Source organism: Pseudoalteromonas sp. C2R02 (assembly GCF_018860845.1).
Classification (GTDB): Bacteria; Pseudomonadota; Gammaproteobacteria; order Enterobacterales; family Alteromonadaceae; genus Pseudoalteromonas.
This window is the reverse complement of record NZ_JAHKQC010000041.1, coordinates 36,436-54,666: the sequence shown is the minus strand read 5'-3', so window position 1 is coordinate 54,666 and position 18,231 is coordinate 36,436. Positions and strand designations below refer to the sequence as shown.

General features: G+C 36.6%; 20 protein-coding genes. 1 reads left to right on the top strand and 19 read right to left on the bottom strand.

What is annotated here, in order from left to right; translation table 11 throughout:
- Positions 1-184 precede the first annotated feature (184 nt).
- The 14 genes from KO527_RS19730 to mioC all read right to left on the bottom strand — a co-directional run bounded on the left by KO527_RS19730 (position 185) and on the right by mioC (position 12,630).
- Positions 185-598 (bottom strand): F0F1 ATP synthase subunit epsilon, encoded by a 414-nt coding sequence (locus KO527_RS19730; protein WP_216041975.1) that lies wholly within the window; start codon positions 596-598, stop codon positions 185-187.
- A gap of 13 nt (positions 599-611) precedes the next feature.
- Complete coding sequence (gene atpD / locus KO527_RS19725) at positions 612-1,997, bottom strand: F0F1 ATP synthase subunit beta (protein WP_216041974.1); 1,386 nt, start codon at positions 1,995-1,997, stop codon at positions 612-614.
- Between the two features lie 32 nt (positions 1,998-2,029).
- Positions 2,030-2,890, bottom strand: coding sequence for a F0F1 ATP synthase subunit gamma (gene atpG, locus KO527_RS19720; protein WP_216041973.1), 861 nt, complete (start codon positions 2,888-2,890; stop codon positions 2,030-2,032).
- A 56-nt stretch (positions 2,891-2,946) separates the two neighbouring features.
- The gene (atpA, locus tag KO527_RS19715; RefSeq protein WP_042147747.1) at positions 2,947-4,488 is read right to left on the bottom strand and encodes a F0F1 ATP synthase subunit alpha; all 1,542 of its coding nucleotides are present in this window, start codon (positions 4,486-4,488) and stop codon (positions 2,947-2,949) included.
- 15 nt (positions 4,489-4,503) lie between these two features.
- Positions 4,504-5,034, bottom strand: coding sequence for a F0F1 ATP synthase subunit delta (gene atpH, locus KO527_RS19710; protein WP_042147744.1), 531 nt, complete (start codon positions 5,032-5,034; stop codon positions 4,504-4,506).
- A gap of 14 nt (positions 5,035-5,048) precedes the next feature.
- Positions 5,049-5,519, bottom strand: a complete 471-nt coding sequence (atpF, locus tag KO527_RS19705) for a F0F1 ATP synthase subunit B (protein ID WP_042147741.1) — start codon at positions 5,517-5,519, stop codon at positions 5,049-5,051.
- A gap of 41 nt (positions 5,520-5,560) precedes the next feature.
- Positions 5,561-5,794 (bottom strand): F0F1 ATP synthase subunit C, encoded by a 234-nt coding sequence (gene atpE / locus KO527_RS19700; RefSeq protein ID WP_042147739.1) that lies wholly within the window; start codon positions 5,792-5,794, stop codon positions 5,561-5,563.
- Positions 5,795-5,860: 66 nt separating this feature from the next.
- Positions 5,861-6,718, bottom strand: a complete 858-nt coding sequence (gene atpB / locus KO527_RS19695) for a F0F1 ATP synthase subunit A (protein ID WP_216041972.1) — start codon at positions 6,716-6,718, stop codon at positions 5,861-5,863.
- Between the two features lie 15 nt (positions 6,719-6,733).
- Positions 6,734-7,114, bottom strand: a complete 381-nt coding sequence (locus KO527_RS19690) for an ATP synthase subunit I (RefSeq protein ID WP_216041971.1) — start codon at positions 7,112-7,114, stop codon at positions 6,734-6,736.
- 269 nt (positions 7,115-7,383) lie between these two features.
- On the bottom strand, positions 7,384-8,292 hold the full coding sequence (locus KO527_RS19685) for a ParB/RepB/Spo0J family partition protein (protein ID WP_216041970.1): 909 nt from the start codon (positions 8,290-8,292) through the stop codon (positions 7,384-7,386).
- 22 nt (positions 8,293-8,314) lie between these two features.
- Complete coding sequence (locus tag KO527_RS19680; RefSeq protein WP_042147726.1) at positions 8,315-9,094, bottom strand: ParA family protein; 780 nt, start codon at positions 9,092-9,094, stop codon at positions 8,315-8,317.
- Between the two features lie 20 nt (positions 9,095-9,114).
- Positions 9,115-9,738, bottom strand: coding sequence for a 16S rRNA (guanine(527)-N(7))-methyltransferase RsmG (rsmG, locus tag KO527_RS19675; RefSeq protein WP_216041969.1), 624 nt, complete (start codon positions 9,736-9,738; stop codon positions 9,115-9,117).
- 129 nt (positions 9,739-9,867) lie between these two features.
- A complete protein-coding gene (mnmG, locus tag KO527_RS19670; protein ID WP_216041968.1) occupies positions 9,868-11,757 on the bottom strand; it encodes a tRNA uridine-5-carboxymethylaminomethyl(34) synthesis enzyme MnmG in 1,890 nt (629 codons plus the stop codon).
- A gap of 411 nt (positions 11,758-12,168) precedes the next feature.
- Positions 12,169-12,630 (bottom strand): FMN-binding protein MioC, encoded by a 462-nt coding sequence (gene mioC / locus KO527_RS19665; protein ID WP_216041967.1) that lies wholly within the window; start codon positions 12,628-12,630, stop codon positions 12,169-12,171.
- A gap of 578 nt (positions 12,631-13,208) precedes the next feature.
- On the opposite strand from mioC, the gene KO527_RS19660 reads away from it, so the two are divergent.
- Positions 13,209-13,469, top strand: a complete 261-nt coding sequence (locus tag KO527_RS19660; RefSeq protein ID WP_216041966.1) for a hypothetical protein — start codon at positions 13,209-13,211, stop codon at positions 13,467-13,469.
- A 219-nt stretch (positions 13,470-13,688) separates the two neighbouring features.
- On the opposite strand, the gene mnmE is transcribed toward KO527_RS19660, so the two are convergent.
- From mnmE to rpmH, 5 genes are all read right to left on the bottom strand, one after another.
- Complete coding sequence (gene mnmE / locus KO527_RS19655; RefSeq protein ID WP_216041965.1) at positions 13,689-15,053, bottom strand: tRNA uridine-5-carboxymethylaminomethyl(34) synthesis GTPase MnmE; 1,365 nt, start codon at positions 15,051-15,053, stop codon at positions 13,689-13,691.
- Positions 15,054-15,309: 256 nt separating this feature from the next.
- Positions 15,310-16,959, bottom strand: coding sequence for a membrane protein insertase YidC (gene yidC, locus KO527_RS19650; RefSeq protein WP_216041964.1), 1,650 nt, complete (start codon positions 16,957-16,959; stop codon positions 15,310-15,312).
- An 8-nt stretch (positions 16,960-16,967) separates the two neighbouring features.
- Entirely contained in the window at positions 16,968-17,228 is a 261-nt protein-coding gene (yidD, locus tag KO527_RS19645; protein ID WP_042147709.1) for a membrane protein insertion efficiency factor YidD, read from the bottom strand.
- Positions 17,229-17,374: 146 nt separating this feature from the next.
- The gene (rnpA, locus tag KO527_RS19640) at positions 17,375-17,800 is read right to left on the bottom strand and encodes a ribonuclease P protein component (RefSeq protein WP_216041963.1); all 426 of its coding nucleotides are present in this window, start codon (positions 17,798-17,800) and stop codon (positions 17,375-17,377) included.
- 4 nt (positions 17,801-17,804) lie between these two features.
- Positions 17,805-17,939: a 50S ribosomal protein L34 gene (gene rpmH / locus KO527_RS19635; RefSeq protein ID WP_042147707.1), complete on the bottom strand. Its 135-nt coding sequence runs from the start codon at positions 17,937-17,939 to the stop codon at positions 17,805-17,807.
- Between the last annotated feature and the right edge of the window lie 292 nt (positions 17,940-18,231).

Here is an 18,231-nt window from a genome sequence, read left to right as displayed (position 1 = left end):
AAGTGAATGTTTTTCATTAGAATAATAGGGACAATCTATCTTATTGATTATGAAACTTTTAATAAATAGTTCTCATTTATAATTAACATAATTAGAATATTGGCTCTTGTAACTAAATATGAATTAATAAATTTTAGACAAAAAAAAACCACCTAAAGGTGGTTTTTTCTATTAACTAGAAAGGTTATTTACGCATTTGCAATACTTTAAGTTGTGCGATTGCTTGTGACAATTCTGCCGCAGCTTCTGCATAACTCATATCTGTTGCTGCTGAGCTAGCTAAATGCTCTTCAGCTTTGCGCTTTGCATCAAGGGCTGTTTTCTCATCTAAGTCTTCAGCTCTTGTTGCTACGTCAGCTAGTACAGTCACACTTGAAGGTTGAACTTCAAGTGTACCGCCGGCAATATAAATCACTTCTTCGTGACCATGTTGCTTAACTACACGTACCATTCCAGGTTTAAGGGCTGTAAGTAATGGAGCATGACCAGGAAGTATCCCTAGCTCACCTTCACTACCTGTTACTTGGATAGTTTCAACTAGACCAGAAAAAATAATATCTTCTGCGCTAACAACGTCCAAATGTACAGTCATAGCCATTACAACCTCCTAATTACATGTTTTTAGCTTTTTCAATCGCTTCTTCGATAGAACCAACCATGTAGAAAGCTTGCTCTGGAAGATCATCAAACTCACCGTTTAAGATGCCGTTGAAGCCAGCAATAGTATCTTTAAGAGATACATATTTACCAGAAGCACCAGTAAATACTTCAGCTACGAAGAAAGGCTGAGAAAGGAATTTCTCAATCTTACGCGCGCGCATTACTGTGTTCTTATCTTCATCAGACAATTCATCCATACCTAAGATAGCGATGATGTCTTTAAGCTCTTTGTAACGTTGAAGTACTGTTTGAACGCCACGTGCAGCATCGTAATGCTCTTGACCGATTACTAATGGATCAAGTTGACGTGAAGACGAATCAAGTGGATCAACCGCTGGGTAGATACCTAGTGATGCGATATCACGAGATAGTACTACTGTTGCATCTAAGTGAGCAAACGTCGTTGCTGGAGATGGATCAGTTAAATCATCCGCAGGTACGTATACCGCTTGGATTGAAGTGATTGAACCAGTTTTAGTAGAAGCGATACGCTCCTGTAAAACACCCATTTCTTCAGCTAGTGTAGGCTGGTAACCTACTGCTGATGGCATACGACCTAGTAGTGCTGATACTTCAGTACCCGCTAGAGTGTAACGGTAGATGTTATCTACGAAGAAAAGAACGTCACGACCTTCGTCACGGAACTTCTCAGCCATAGTAAGACCAGTTAGTGCTACACGTAAACGGTTTCCTGGAGGCTCGTTCATTTGACCGTAAACTAGCGATACTTTATCAAGTACGTTAGATTCGTTCATTTCGTGATAGAAATCGTTACCTTCACGAGTACGCTCACCAACACCAGCGAATACAGAGAAACCACTGTGCTCGATAGCGATGTTACGGATAAGTTCCATCATGTTTACAGTTTTACCAACACCGGCACCACCGAACAGACCAACTTTACCACCTTTAGCAAATGGACATACAAGGTCAATTACCTTGATACCAGTTTCTAAAAGTTCAACTGAGCTTGATTGCTCTTCATAGCTTGGAGCAGCGCGGTGTATAGCCATACGCTCTTCTTCGCCGATAGGACCAGCTTCATCAATTGGCTCACCTAGAACGTTCATGATACGACCTAGTGTTGCTTTACCAACTGGAACTTGAATGCCTTTACCTGTATTTTCTACTTCAGCACCACGGCGTAAACCATCTGTAGTACCTAATGCAATTGCACGAACTAAACCGCCACCTAACTGTTGTTGAACTTCTAGAGTCAAACCAGCTAAATCGCCGTTGCTAATTCTTAGTGCGTCATAAACTGCTGGTACGTTATCTTGTGAATATTCGATATCCACAACAGCACCAATTATTTGGACGACCTTACCTAAACTCATGTCTATTCCTCTCTTAACTTTGCCTAAGCAGCTTAAACAGCCGCTGAACCGCCTACAATCTCACTGATTTCTTGTGTGATAGCAGCTTGACGAGCTTTGTTATAAATAAGTTGAAGCTCATCGATCAAGTCGCCTGCGTTATCTGTTGCGCCTTTCATGGCGATCATACGCGCGGCTTGTTCTGAAGCTACATTTTCAACCACACCTTGGTAAACCTGAGACTCAATGAAACGCGTTAACAGAGTTTCTAAAATAGCCTCTGGACTTGGTTCATATAAGTAATCCCAAGCGTAGGCTGATACTTCTTCTTCAGCTTTAGGCAAAGGTAATAACTGATCGATCTTTGGCTCTTGTTTCATAGTATTAACAAACTTGTTATATACCACGAATAAACGGTCTATTTTACCTTCACTGTATGCATCTAGCATAACTTTTACAGGACCTATAATGTCTTGTAGTGTAGGCTTATCTCCAAAACCAGAAGTTTGTGCTTGTACAGTATCTTCAAAGCGATATAAGAAGTTAGTAGCTTTTGTGCCAATGGCAGCAAATTCTACATCTACTTTATCCGCTTTAAATTTTTGAATATCTTGTACTAATGTTTTGAACATATTAGTGTTCAAACCACCACACAGACCACGATCTGTAGAGATAACAATATAACCAACTTTCTTCACATCACGTTCTTCTAAGAACGGGTGATGAAAATCTAGATTAGCTTGAGCAACACGACCGATCACTTTACGTAAATTATCAGCGTATGGACGGCTTAAAGCCATGCGTTCTTGCGCCCTTTTCATTTTGGACGCAGCAACTTTTTCCATTGCGCTAGTGATCTTTTGAGTATTTTTAATACTACCGATCTTGCTTTTTATCTCTTTTCCGCTAGCCATGACTCAATCTCCGAATCAAGGTGACCTAAAAGGTCACCTTATTAAATAACTCATTATTACCAAGTTTGCGTAGCTTTAAACTTCTTAAGAAGTTCTTTAAGCTGTGCTTCGATCTCGGCGTTATAGTTACCTGTTTCGTTAATTTGAGCCACTAACTGTGCGTATTCGCTATTAGCAAATGCGATTAGGCTTGCTTCAAAATCTAAAATCTTTTCGATTTCGATATCTTGTAAGTAACCTTTTTCAGCAGCAAATAGTGATAGAGACATATCAGCAACAGACATTGGAGCATACTGGTTTTGCTTCATAAGCTCTGTAACACGCTCACCATGCTCTAATTGAGCACGAGTTGCATCATCAAGATCAGATGCAAACTGAGAGAATGCCGCTAACTCACGGTACTGAGCTAACGCTAGACGGATACCACCACCTAGTTTCTTAACGATCTTAGTTTGCGCTGCACCACCAACACGAGATACCGAGATACCAGCATTTACAGCTGGACGGATACCTGAGTTAAATAAATCAGTTTCTAAGAAGATCTGACCATCAGTGATAGAGATAACGTTAGTAGGTACGAACGCAGAAACGTCACCACCTTGAGTTTCAATGATAGGCAATGCTGTCAATGAACCTGTTTTACCTTTCACTGCGCCGTTAGTGAATTTTTCAACGTAATCTGCGTTTACACGAGATGCACGTTCAAGAAGACGACTGTGAAGGTAGAAAACGTCACCTGGGTACGCTTCACGACCTGGTGGACGCTTAAGTAGTAATGAGATTTGACGGTAAGCAACTGCTTGCTTAGACAGATCATCATATACGATTAATGCATCTTCACCGCGGTCACGGAAGTATTCACCCATAGTACAACCAGAGAATGGTGCTAGGAACTGAAGTGCAGCTGATTCAGAAGCTGAAGCAACAACAACAATCGTGTTCTCTAGAGCGCCATGCTCTTCTAGCTTGCGTACTACGTTAGCAATTGTAGAAGCCTTTTGGCCTACTGCTACGTATACACATTTAACGCCAGTATTTTTTTGTGCAATGATTGCATCGATTGCTAAAGCAGTTTTACCTGTTTGGCGGTCACCGATTACAAGTTCACGTTGACCACGACCTACTGGGATCATCGCATCGATAGATTTGTAACCAGTTTGAACTGGCTCATCTACTGATTGACGTTCGATAACGCCTGGTGCGATTTTCTCAACTGGTTCGAAACCATCGTTGTCTACTGCGCCTTTACCATCGATCGGAGCACCTAGTGTGTTTACAACACGACCAAGTAAACCTGGACCTACAGGTACTTCAAGGATACGGCCAGTAGATAATACTTTTACGCCTTCTTTCAAATCAGCATAAGCGCCCATTACTACGGCGCCTACTGAATTGCGTTCAAGGTTTAGTGCGATAGCGTAACGGCTACCTGGAAGCTCAATCATCTCACCTTGCATACAGTCTGCAAGGCCGTGAATACGGATAATACCGTCAGTAACAGATACGATAGTACCTTCGTTACGAGCTTCACTAACAACTTCGAACTTCTCAATACGTTGTTTGATTAGTTCTGAAATTTCAGTGGAATTAAGTTGCATGCTCTTTCTTCCTAATTACGATTGTAGTGTTGTGGCTAAACGGTTTAATTTACCGCGTAGTGAGCCATCAATTACATTATCACCAGCCTTAACAATAAGACCACCAACAAGTGTTTCATCAACACTACAATTCAGCTTAATTTTACGTGAAAAACGTTTTTCTAACGCGCTAACCAATGTTGCTAGTTGAGCTTCTGCAAGCTCAGCTGCAGAAATGATGTCAACATCAATTTCTTTATCATATTCAGCTTTAAATTCAGTGAATAATTCAGCAACTTCTGGTAGCGCAGCTAAACGCCCGTTTTCGGCTAAAACTTTTACTAAGTTTTGCCCGTATTCGTTGATTTGCTCAGCACAAACAGAAATAAAAATATTTGCTTGTTCCTCTGCCGCTTTGTTTGCGATAAAAGAACTAACCTGTTGGTTATTTGCAACTTGCGCAGCAAATACCAACATGTCATTCCAATCAGAAACAGTTTGTTTCTCAACGGCAAATTCAAAAGCTGCTTTAGCGTAAGGACGAGCGATAGTAGTCAATTCAGACATACTCAGACCTCCAATTACAGCTCAGCAACAAGTTTTTCAACAATGTCACTGTGTGCAGCTTCGTTTATTTCGCGCTCAATGATCTTTTCAGCACCGAGTACCGCTAAAGAAGCAACTTGCTTGCGCAGGTCTTCTTTTACACGATTTCTTTCGGCTTCAATTTCTGAATGACCTTGAGCAATAATATTTTCACGTTCTTCATGACCGCGCTGAGTTTCCTCATCAACGATTTGCGTAGCACGTTTTTTAGCTTGCTCGATGATATCTGCAGCTTGAGATTTAGCTTCTTTAAGTTGAGAAGTTGCTTTGTTACGAGCAAGTTCTAAATCTTTTTCAGCTTTATCTGTAGCGGCTAAACCATCTTCAATTTTTTTCTGACGAGCTTCAATTGCACCATTTAGTGGTGGCCACACAAACTTCATGCAGAACCATACAAACACTACGAATGCAATTAATTCACCTAATAGAGTGGCGTTTAAGTTCACGTCCGCTCCTCCTTAAATAGTATGCTGTTCAAAAAATGAAATTAAAGTACGAACAACAATACCATTGCGATACCAACACCGATCATTGCAACAGCATCGATCAGACCAGCAAGAATAAACATTTTAACTTGCAGTGAAGGTGCAAGATCAGGTTGACGAGCACATGCTTCTAGGAATTTACCACCCATGTTACCGAAGCCAATCGCAGTACCGATTGCGCCGAAGCCGATAAGTAAAGCTACAGCGATATACTTAAGACCTAATACTAGTTCCATTTTTTTTCTCCAGAGTTTTAATTGTAAATTAAAGTTAAAGTTAAAGTTAAATTGTAAAACAAAAAATTAGTGGTTATCTGAGCTTGCCATACTTAGGTAAACAATCGTCAACATCATGAATACAAATGCTTGAAGCACGATTACTAAGATGTGGAATATTGCCCAAATAAAGTGCAATGGTAATTGCATTAAGCCAACCGCGCCGATCAAGATGAATATCAACTCACCAGCGTATAAGTTACCGAACAAACGAAGCGCTAACGAGAATGGCTTCGCAACTAAAGCAATTGTTTCAAGTAACAGATTAAAAGGTATCAATAAAACTTGCACCAGCTTATTATCTGAGCTGAAAGGGTGCAAAGTTAATTCAGCGATAAAGCCTTTAATGCCTTTTATTTTGATTGAATAACCAATCATTAATAAGAAAACACCAATAGCTAAAGCAGCTGTTAAGTTGATATCAGTTGTAGGTACAATTTTCATGTAAACATCATGAGAATCCATACCAAATGCGCTAGAACCAATGAAACCGGCTAAAGCAGGTAAAAAGTCTACAGGAATTAAATCCATCAGATTCATTAAGAACACCCAAACAAAAATAGTTAGAGCTAGAGGTGCTATTAATTTACTTTTTCCGTGAAAAGTGTCTTTCACGTTTAAGTCAACAAATTCGACGACCATTTCGATAAAGCATTGCCATTTTCCAGGTACACCCAACGTTGCTTTACTAGCAGCGCTTTTAAATACCCATAAAAATAGCAAGCCAAGACCGATTGACCATGCTAAGGTGTCTACGTGCCATGTCCAGAACCCACTGTCACTACATGCTTTATTAAATGCTAAACCGGTATCGGTCGAACACATTTTTGCATTAGTTAAGTGATGCTGAATATGGCCTGATAGAGAAACTTCTTCTGCAGCCATGTTTTATCCCAAAAGTTAATGATTAAAAAAAATCGCTGAAGACCATTGTGCATAATTAACAAGTATAAAACAGCCAAATAATGCCAAAGGCACTATGGTTATAGTTTTAAATATCAATACAAACAACACAATGGTTAACATAAATTTTAAACTGGTGCCTCGTTTAAACGATTTATACACCTGATCCATCTTACTAGCTCCGACAAAACGAAAGGCATATAAGACAAATACAAAATTAGGAAGTACAGCTACCATGCCACCTGCAAATGCAGATAAAGCCGCCGAAGACCCCCAAATTATAGAAATTATTAATGTAGCAAAAACAGCTACTGTAAATTGAAATCCAATAAGCTTTAATCCAGCGAGCTGATAAGGTTTGGATAATTTATTATTCATTTAATTCAAACCTTTGCTTTATTATTAAACATCAATATACAAAAACTGGCGAAATTATACTGATTTCTGCCGATTTTGCAATGGAAGAATGACATAGATAGTGGGGTTTTATCTTAGATTTTATGAGGTGTTATAGATATTTATACATTATGAATAAAAATAAAATGGAAACTAAATTTAACTTAAAAAAAACATTCCATTTTCTTATCAAACTTTAAAGATAGACTTAAGTTATTTTTAAGCCTATCTTCAGCTATTTACAATAAAAATTAACTATTTTGAGTGTTAATTTTTTCTAAAATACCATCAAGCTCAGCTAAATCTGTATATGAAATAACCAACTTACCTTTTCCTTTTTTATTGTAGCTAATATCTACTTTAGCACCCAAATTTTCAGCTAGTTGCTGCTCAAGCTGTTTAACATCAGGGTCTTTTTCAGTAGTTTCTTTCTTAGGAGCGGGGTCTAATACTGATTTAACTAACTTTTCAGTTTCACGAACCGTTAACACTTTAGCTACAACAGTGCGAGCAGTGTCAGATTGTAAACTGCCTTCAAGTGCTAAAAGACAACGGGCATGACCCATTTCCAAGTCACCATGTTCCAACAATTTTTTAACATCTTGATTTAAATTATTCAGACGCATTAAATTTGTAACAGTTGTACGAGATTTACCAACTGCATCGGCAACTTGTTGATGTGTTAATTCAAATTCATTTTGTAACCTATCTAATGCAACGGCTTCTTCCATTGCATTAAGATCTTCACGTTGAATATTTTCAATTAAAGCAATAGCAACAGCAGCTTCATCAGGAACATTTTTAATTAAACAAGGAACCACTTCTAAACTTGCAAGCTGTGCTGCACGCCAACGGCGTTCACCAGCAATAATTTCATAGCTGTCAGTAGATAATTCACGTACCACAATTGGCTGGATCACACCTTGTGAGCGAATTGAACACGCTAAATCTTCAAGCGCTTGTTCCGACATATCCTTACGCGGTTGGTATTTACCAGGTTTGATAAACTCAATTGGTAACTTTTGCAATTCGCTTTTTTCTAAATTTTGTGTGATTTCAACCGGATCGATTGATGTCTGTGCTGTTTTAGCTACAGCAGGTTTGCTTGATGTTAATAAGGCATCTAAGCCTCGACCAAGACCACGTTTTTTTGCAGACATTGTGATTTACTACCTTAAAATATTATGCAACTTCGACCTGTTCTTTACGTCTAAGTATTTCACCTGCCAATGCTAAATATGCTTTAGCGCCCGTAGAAGTGCGATCATAATACATAGCGGGCGCACCAAAACTAGGGGCCTCTGCTAACCTTACATTTCTAGGAATGACAGTTCGGTAAACTTTTTCGCCAAAATGTTGTTTTAGTTGTTCAGATACATCATTGGCTAAACGATTTCGTGGATCATACATGGTTCGTAAAATACCTTCAATTTTCAAATCAGGATTAACCAGTTTTGATAATTGGGTGATCGTGTCCATTAATGCAGTTAGTCCCTCTAATGCATAATATTCACACTGCATCGGTACAAGTACTGAATCGGCTGCAGTCATTGCATTGACTGTTAACATATTTAGAGATGGCGGACAGTCTATAAAAATAAATTCGTATCGATCTTTTATTAACTCTAATGCATTTCTTAATCTAACTTCGCGGGCAAACAATTCCATCAACTTAACTTCAGCAGCAGTGACATCACCATTAGCTGGAATTAAGTGGTATTCACCAGACGTTTCTTTCTCTACGATTTCATCAAATGGTTTTTCATCAACCAGTAAATCATACACGGTTGAAACATCCGCATACTTATCAACACCACTACCCATAGTGGCATTACCTTGAGGATCTAAATCTATTAATAATACTTTTCGCTTTGTTGCTGCCATCGAAGCAGCTAAATTAACCGCAGTGGTCGTTTTACCAACACCACCTTTTTGGTTAGCAATGACGATAACTTTTGCCACAGTATCCCCTGATTAAGTTTTTATTGTGCTTTATTTAAAATAATTAAATGCCTTTGCGCATCTAATCCAGGAACTTCAAGTATTATATTTTCTTCAAATTTAATATTTTCAGGCAAAGATGCAAGTTCTTCATCAGGATATTGACCTTTAAGGGCAATAAATTTACCTGAATCGTCAATTAAGTGTTCACACCATTGAACCATATCTTGTATTGAAGCAAAAGCACGACTTAAAACGCCGTCTAATTTTACCGGAGCTTGATATTCTTCAACCCTTGATTGTACAGGCGTCACATTAGATAAACCAAGTTCGTGTTTTACTTGAGTTAAGAATCTAACACGTTTACCTAAACTGTCTAACAAAATAAATTGTGTATTTGGTAATGCGATTGCTAAAACAATTCCCGGGAGCCCAGGTCCAGTTCCAACATCAATATAATTTTTACCATTTATATGAGGTGCAACAACTAGCGCATCTAAAATATGTTTCACCATCATTTGAGAAGGCTCTCTCACTGAAGTTAAGTTATAAGCTTTATTCCACTTATCTAACAGTTCAACATATTTTACTAATTTTAATTTTTGCTCATCTGTTAATTCAATAGATGTTTGCGCGAGCAATTTATTTAATTGTTCTAATAACACACGATACCTTTAATTGCATATTTTGTATTCAATACTGATATTACTATCAAATAATGAATTTTAAGTTACGTTTTATATATAACATAAAAAATATCCCCAATGAGTGCCATTAGGGATAACAAATTTTTACTAAGCCATCTTTTTAATCAGGCCCTGTTTTTTCAAGTATACCAGTAATAGTGATATAGCAGCAGGTGTGATACCAGAAATTCGCGATGCTTGGCCAATTGTTTGTGGTCTTGCATCTGTTAATTTAGAAACAACTTCATTAGATAAACCAGAAACAATTGAATAATCATAATCAGCAGGTAATAAAGTTTCTTCGTGACGAAGTTGTTTATTTATCTCTTCTTGCTGACGTGCGATATATCCCGCGTATTTTATTTGGATTTCAACTTGCTCTAATGCTTGCTGGTTTTCAACTTCAGATCCTAAACCTGGGATCTGAGTTAAAGTTTTATAATTAACTTCAGGACGGCGGATCAGATCTTCTAAACTCGCTTCTCTTGATAAAGATGATTTAAGCAGATCATTTACAGCATCAATTTGCTCATGCTCTTTATGGATCCAAGTACTTTTTAGTCTTTGGCTTTCAACTTCAATCGCTTGCATCTTCTCATTGAATGCCTGCCAGCGAGCATCATCAACTAAACCTAGTTCACGGCCTTTTTCAGTTAGTCGAATATCAGCATTATCTTCTCGTAATAATAAACGGTATTCAGCACGACTTGTAAACATACGATATGGTTCTTTTGTACCCATAGTAGCTAAGTCATCAATTAATACACCCATATATGCTTCATCGCGACGCGGTGTCCAAGATTCTTTACCTTGTTCTTTTAGTGCAGCATTTAATCCAGCGATTAAACCTTGTGCACCTGCTTCTTCATAACCAGTAGTACCGTTTATTTGACCAGCAAAAAATAAACCTTCAATAAATTTAGTTTCTAAGGATTTCTTTAAATCTCTTGGATCAAAGAAATCATATTCGATTGCATAACCAGGTCGGCATATATGTGCATTCTCAAAACCTTTCATTGATCTAACAATTTGAACTTGAACGTCAAATGGTAAGCTTGTTGAGATCCCATTAGGATAAAGTTCGTTTGTTGTTAAACCTTCAGGTTCAACAAAGATCTGATGTTGATCTTTATCTGCAAAACGCATCACTTTATCTTCAATCGAAGGACAGTAACGTGGGCCAACACCTTCAATCACGCCTGCATACATAGGTGAGCGATCTAAGTTATCGCGGATCACATCATGCGTTTTTTCATTTGTATAAGTGATATAACACGGAATCTGTCTAGGATGGTCTGATTGTTTACCCATAAATGAAAACACTGGAGTCGGTGTATCACCAGGTTGTTCTTGCATAACAGAGAAATCAACAGTACGTGCATCTATACGAGGTGGTGTACCTGTTTTTAAACGATCAACTCGAAATGGTAATTCACGTAAACGATTAGCAAGTGCTATTGAAGGGGGATCACCCGCACGACCACCACTAAAGTTTTCAAGGCCGATATGTAGACGGCCACCAAGGAAAGTACCTACAGTTAAAACAACTGATCCAGCAGAGAATCTTAAGCCCATCTGTGTAACAACACCTGTTACGCGATCATTTTCAACAACAAGGTCATCACATGATTGTTGGAATATTTTTAAATTTTCTTGGCTTTCTAAAATATCTTGGATTGCAGCTTTATAAAGAGCGCGATCAGCTTGAGCTCTTGTCGCTCTAACTGCTGGGCCTTTAGATGAGTTAAGCGTTCTAAATTGAATACCTGCTTTGTCAATCGCTTTCGCCATTGCTCCGCCTAAAGCATCAATCTCTTTTACCAAATGTCCTTTACCAATACCACCTATAGCGGGATTACATGACATCTGACCTAAGGTATCTATATTTTGAGTTAACAGTAATGTGTTCATACCCATTCTTGCAGATGCTAGCGCAGCTTCTGTACCTGCATGTCCACCACCTACAACAATTACATCAAAATGTTCATGAAAAATCATCTAACGATCCTACTCCAATAAGCCATCAATTTTCAAAAGGGAGCGTATTCTACCTAGAATTTTAAAGAAGTGAAATGGTTATTTTTTATTCAGGATCCTTTTAAAGATCTTATATAAATAAAGGATCTTTTAAAGAGATCTTTATTAGATCTTACTACTATAGAGCCACTTTTCTGTATATAAGTCACTTTTCTTATATTAGTTCAGTTACTTGGAGCAGATCTTATTTGTTAGTATGATCGGATCTTCCTATGTAAAAGCTCTGATCAAAAGGCTTGTTTATCCACAGAGATGATTGTCTTTAATTTTATCCAGTGGATAATACCCCCTATATACGCAGGTTGATCAAAGGTTATCAACATAACGATCTGAAATAGTCATATATTGTGTATAACCTATTGATATGAGATCTTATTGCTCATTTATAGAAATAGCGCTTAACCAACTAGGCAACCATGCAATCGCAATGTCTTCTGGTAGATTTTCATCCATAGCATCGATCTCTAAAACCTGACTTATTTGTTTTGCATTTTTGGTTTTCAATAGAGAATCTACATCATTTGCTGCTTTATTGTAGTTGTCATAACTTGTATCGCCTAAGCCAATTACGCTATAGCTTAAGTCATCTAAGTTATTTTTTTCGTTTAAAGAATTCATAAACTCTTGTAAATTATCAGGAAACTCTCCTGCTCCATGAGTTGATGTGCAAAGTAACCATATTACATTGCTTGAAGGAATATGTTCTAAGTTGGGTTGCTCGTGAACTTGGCATGTATAACCTTTATTAACTAATACTTCACTTAGTTGATCAGCTACATATTCAGATGATCCCATCTGACTGCCTACTATGATATGAATTTCTTTATTTATCATGATCTGTTTATCATTCGATTTTACTGTCTTTATACGATCATAATTTATTTTTAATTAATCTGATAGATCGACTGTGCATATAATTTTATTCGTTTTGGTTGTTTTTTGACATGTTTAAGAGTTTAGTTTATTAAGCTGTTGTTTTAAATGGGTATATTTTTGGTTTTAAGTTGTTCATTATGAGATCATCTTGTTGATAAACTTGGGGAAACTCGTTATTAATTTGTCATTAAAGTGATCTTTTTTATACATATGGAGTTATTTTATATTAAAACTTATCCGAACAACCGATTTAAGAGGTTTTTTGCATTCGATCTATGTGAATTTGCAACGCTGATCTCTTTTGTGGATAGATCTACAATAAAATTTTGATAGATCGCTTTTTAAGATCTAGTTTTTAGATCTTAAAAATATTTTATTAGATCTAATTGATATAAAAAAAATTGAAAAAAATCCAATTTATGATCTGTTCACAGGTAAAAAATATATTTATTTCATTATTGAACCAAGAATTAGCTAGTTTATAGATCAATTAGATTACATAATGACAAAATGTAATGTGTATTATGGTGTTTTGTATGAGTGTTATTTTTCATCAAATCAAGGAAGGGGAGTTTATACGCTTGGTTGAGGCGGGTGGGATCAATGAAGTTTTTGCTCAAGAGTCTCAACAGCAGCCCGATAAGTATCATCTATTAGGGATCAATAAGCAATCAAAAATTGGCTATGCAGTACGTCATGGGCGTATAAATGAGATGAGAACTTGGCGATTAGATCGGCTTGTTTTACTTATAAAGCGCCTTGAAATACGTGGTTTTAATGTTATAAATAATTTATAGCTTTGCGATTAATGGCATTTGTTGGTAAATATATAGGCTATAAATAGCTTATAAGGATTCAATATTATCTTCAGAATAGTGTTTAATGGGCATATTATTAGAAGATTATTGTTGATTAGACTATTGATGATCGTGAATTGATATATGAAACAGAGCAGCTACGCTTTATTATTTGATTAATAAAGCGTAGCTATTACTAGTATATTTGCAGAATTAGCTTTATTTACCGATACAAAATGAGCTAAATATTTGGCCTAGTAAATCATCAGATGTAAACTCACCTGTAATTTCGTTTAAATATTGTTGTGTTAATCTCAGTTCTTCAGCTAATAACTCACCTGCAATGTGCATTTCTAATTGAGTTTGTCCTATCTCTAAATGCTCAGCTGCATGACTTAATGCTTCTAAATGGCGTCTACGAGCCATAAATCCACCTTCAGTAGAGCCTTTGTAACCCATTATTTGCTTTAAATGATCTTTTACTATATCAATACCAGCATTATTTTTAGCACTGAGATTGATAACAGTTTGCTTGTTTATTTCTTGTATACCAACTTGTTCTTTTGATAAATCGACCTTATTACGGATCACTGTTATTTCCATATTTTTAGGTAATTTATCTATAAACTCAGGCCAAATTTCGTGTGGATCAGTTTCATCTGTATCTGTTGCATCAAGCATAAATAATACACGATCTGCTTGGTTTATTTCATCCCACGCACGTTGTATTCCTATTTGCTCTACAATGTCAGGGCTCTCTCTTAAACCTGCAGTATCAATAATATGTAATGGCATACCATCAATATGTATATGCTCTCTGAGTACATCACGTGTGGTACCTGCAATATCTGTTACGATTGCTGCATCTCTACCTGCTAGAGCATTTAATAAGCTTGATTTACCTGCATTTGGTCTACCTGCTATTACTACGCGCATACCTTCGCGCATAATAGAACCTTGTTTTGCTTGCGAGGTGACTTCATTTAATTGTTTAATAATCGCATTTAAATCACCAGAGACTTTACCATCCGATAAAAAATCAATTTCTTCTTCTGGAAAATCTATCGCTGCTTCAACATACATTCTCAGATGTATAACTTGCTCTACAAGTTTATTAATATGCTTTGAAAACTGGCCTTGTAAGGAGTGTAGGGCGCTTTGTGCTGCTTGCTCTGAATTTGCATTTATTAAGTCAGCGATAGCTTCAGCTTGCGTTAAATCCATTTTATCATTTAAGAAGGCACGTTCTGAAAATTCACCTGGTTTAGCAATACGTACTTTATCTATTTGGCAAATCTCTTTGAGTATCATATCGAGCAATACAGGGCCGCCATGACCTTGTAGTTCTAGTACATCTTCACCCGTAAATGAATTAGGGCCTTCAAAAAATAGTACGATGCCTTGGTCTAGCTCATCACCTTTTAGATTCTTAAAAGGTAAATATTCAGCAAAACGTGTTTTTGGGCACTTACCTAATATTTTATTTGCCACTTCACGGGCGAGTGAACCTGATACGCGAATAATGCCAACACCGCCACGGCCTGGGGCTGTTGCTTGAGCTGCGATTGTTTCTTGATTTTCCATTATTTGATATGAATTCTATTGATTAGGTAAGAATAGGCTAATTGTATAACAGATATATCTGCTACGCATATCTATTAGCCCAACTTCGTTGGTTAAAATAAAAGCGTATTGATAAATGATATATTTATGAAAGAGATTTGAGTATTCAAAGAGGTTTAAATTGATGTATAAAATTGACAATAGATGTTATTGAAATAATTATTTAGGGCATAAAAAAAAGGCGACCTAAGTCACCTTTTTACATATAAAAGCTAATTTAGCTTTTAACTTTAATGCCTTTCTTTTCCATGCCTTTATAAATAATCAGCATTTGAATAATCGAAATAACATTTGATACTAACCAGTAAAGTACTAAACCTGATGGGAACCATAGGAAGAATACTGAGAAGATAACAGGCATCCACATCATCATCTTTTGCTGCATTGGATCTGTTGCAGTCATAGGTTGTAATTTCTGAGTTACAAACATACTTACACCAAATAATACTGGCAAAATAAAGTATGGGTCCATTGCTGATAAATCAGTTAGCCATAAACCAAATTCAGCATGACGTAGTTCTACAGACTCTAAGAAAACATAAAACAATGCTAAGAAAATTGGCATTTGTAGTAAAAGAGGGAAACAACCACCTGCTGGGTTAACTTTCTCTTTTTTGTACATTTCCATCATAGCTTGGCCAAACTTTTGTTTGTCTTCGCCGTACTTCTCTTTCATAGCTGCAATCTTAGGTTGAAGATTACGCATTTTAGCCATTGAAGTATATTGCGCTTTTGTAAGAGGGTATAGCAATGTTTTAACTATGATTGTAATAGCGATAATTGCAAAACCCCAGTTACCTAATATGCTAAATAACCATTTTAACAATGTGAATAAAGGCTGAGAAATAAAGAATAATATACCGTAATCAACTGTTAGATCTAAGTCTTCATGCAAAGCTTCTAACGCTTCAGAATCTTTAGGGCCCATATAAAAAGTTGATGTAATAGCATGGTTGGTATTTGCAGGTACATTTACTTGCGGGCCTTTAATACCCATAATTGCCGCATTACCAGAAAGCATACGCGTATATATATTATTTTGCTCGTCTTGGTTTGGTACCCAAGCACTTACAAAGTAATGTTGGATAAATGAAATATAACCACCCGTTTCATTTATATTGATATTATTTTCTTCAATATCTGAAAAGTCATATTTGTTATATTTATCTTCAGCTGTTCCGTATGCAAAACCTAAGTAATTTTGATCTGTTAAACTGCCTTTTTCTGCAACTGTATGCTTAACTTGTGTATATAGCTGTACAGATACATTCTCGCTCGTATTGTTATTTACTTTATATTCTAAACCAACATCATATTGGCCTTTTTTGAATATATAAGTTTTAACAAATTTCACACCATTTTCATCAGTGAAAGATAGTGGCACTCTCAGTTCATCACCATTTAATACATAAGCAGTTTGCTCACTTGTATAAACGGGACGTCCTTTAGGATTTGCATCTGGACCGCTGTTACCTATTAAACCACTTTGAGAGAAATACTGACCGTCGATTTCACCTAATAATTTATAAGCTGTATCGCCATGTTGCACAGTAGGATAAGCCAAAAGGTTCGCTTCAATAATATCACCACCTTTTGAATCTATTTTCACTGTAAAAACATCAGTTTCAATAGAGATCACAGAGCGGCTTACTTGTGCGATTTGGCTTGGTATGGAATCGTCAGATGATGAAGGTACAAAATTACCATCATTACTTTGATTTGTTCCATTCGATTGGTTATTTACTTGATTTTTATTGGCACTTTGCTCGATTTGTTGACTTGGATTGTAATCATTATTCCATTCTTGAAATAATAAAAATGATACAAGTATCAAACCGATAAATAAAAACGTGCGTTGAGATTCCATAACAGCTCTTATTTCTCGTCTTTTAGATTAATGGGATTGCCAGGCACAGGATCATCTCCGCCTGAGTGTAAGGGATGACATTTTATTATGCGTTTTAGCGTAAGCCAACTTCCTTTAACTGAACCATGTAATTCAATTGCATTAATTGCATAACTGGAGCAGGTTGGATTAAAGCGACAATTAGATCCTAAAAATGGACTTATAAATTTTTGATAACCTTTAATAAGTAGCATTAATATTTTTTTAGGTAATAGCAGAATTATATTCATAACTTATTGTTAATTATATAAATTTACATTACAGATAGCATCAGGTTTGTTCACTAAGATTTATTCACTAAATGGCATGGATAAAAGGTAGGCTAAAGATACCCTAAAACGGCTTTTAATACCAATTCTATCTAGTTTGAGCTAGCTTATTTAGTTTTTGATTTAGGCTTTTTTTGATTTCGAGGGCGTTTCTTAAATGGTGCTGGTTTTGGTGCGCCGGGTTTACATCTTTCGTTAAGTTTTAACCACATCTTATTTAATTGTTTGGTTAGTTCCGCGTTATCTTGTAACTCACAACCATTTTTAACCATTAATACAATATCAATATTATCTAGTTTATGTTGACTAAGACGAAAGCTTTCACGTGCAAGGCGTTTAATTCGATTTCTATCACAGGCTTTCTTTACGCGTTTTTTGGCTACAGTTAAGCCTAAGCGAGGAGTAGATAAATCATTAGGTTTTGCTAAAAGAGTGAAACAGTTAGTTGCAGCCCGAACAGGCTCATTGAAGATTCTTGAGTAATGCGAGGGAGTTAACAGACGTAACTCCCTACCAAAGCCAAAGCTTTCCACTATATTAAGCAGAAAGTACTTTACGGCCTTTCGCACGACGGCGATTAATTAGCTTACGGCCATTTGTAGTTGCCATGCGAGCACGGAATCCGTGGCTACGTTTACGTTTTAGTACACTTGGTTGAAAAGTTCTTTTCATTTTATTACTTCCGATCGGTTTAAGTTAAAAACATCCTATGCAGGTCGCGATCCTGGCACAGGTGCCATTGCGAGCGCGAGATGTTATAGAGGGTCGCACTCAAAGTCAATATAAAAGCGCTATTTAAGCCGCCAATTTGTAATTTATCTTAATATTGCATATTAATTGAATGATAAAGGTCAAAGTTTTAATTTTACTATCTATATAAGGTAGGTATTAAATAGCTTGGGGCATACCTTTATATCGTACTTATTATATGTATAAAAAATTAAAGATCATTGCGAGATCTTTT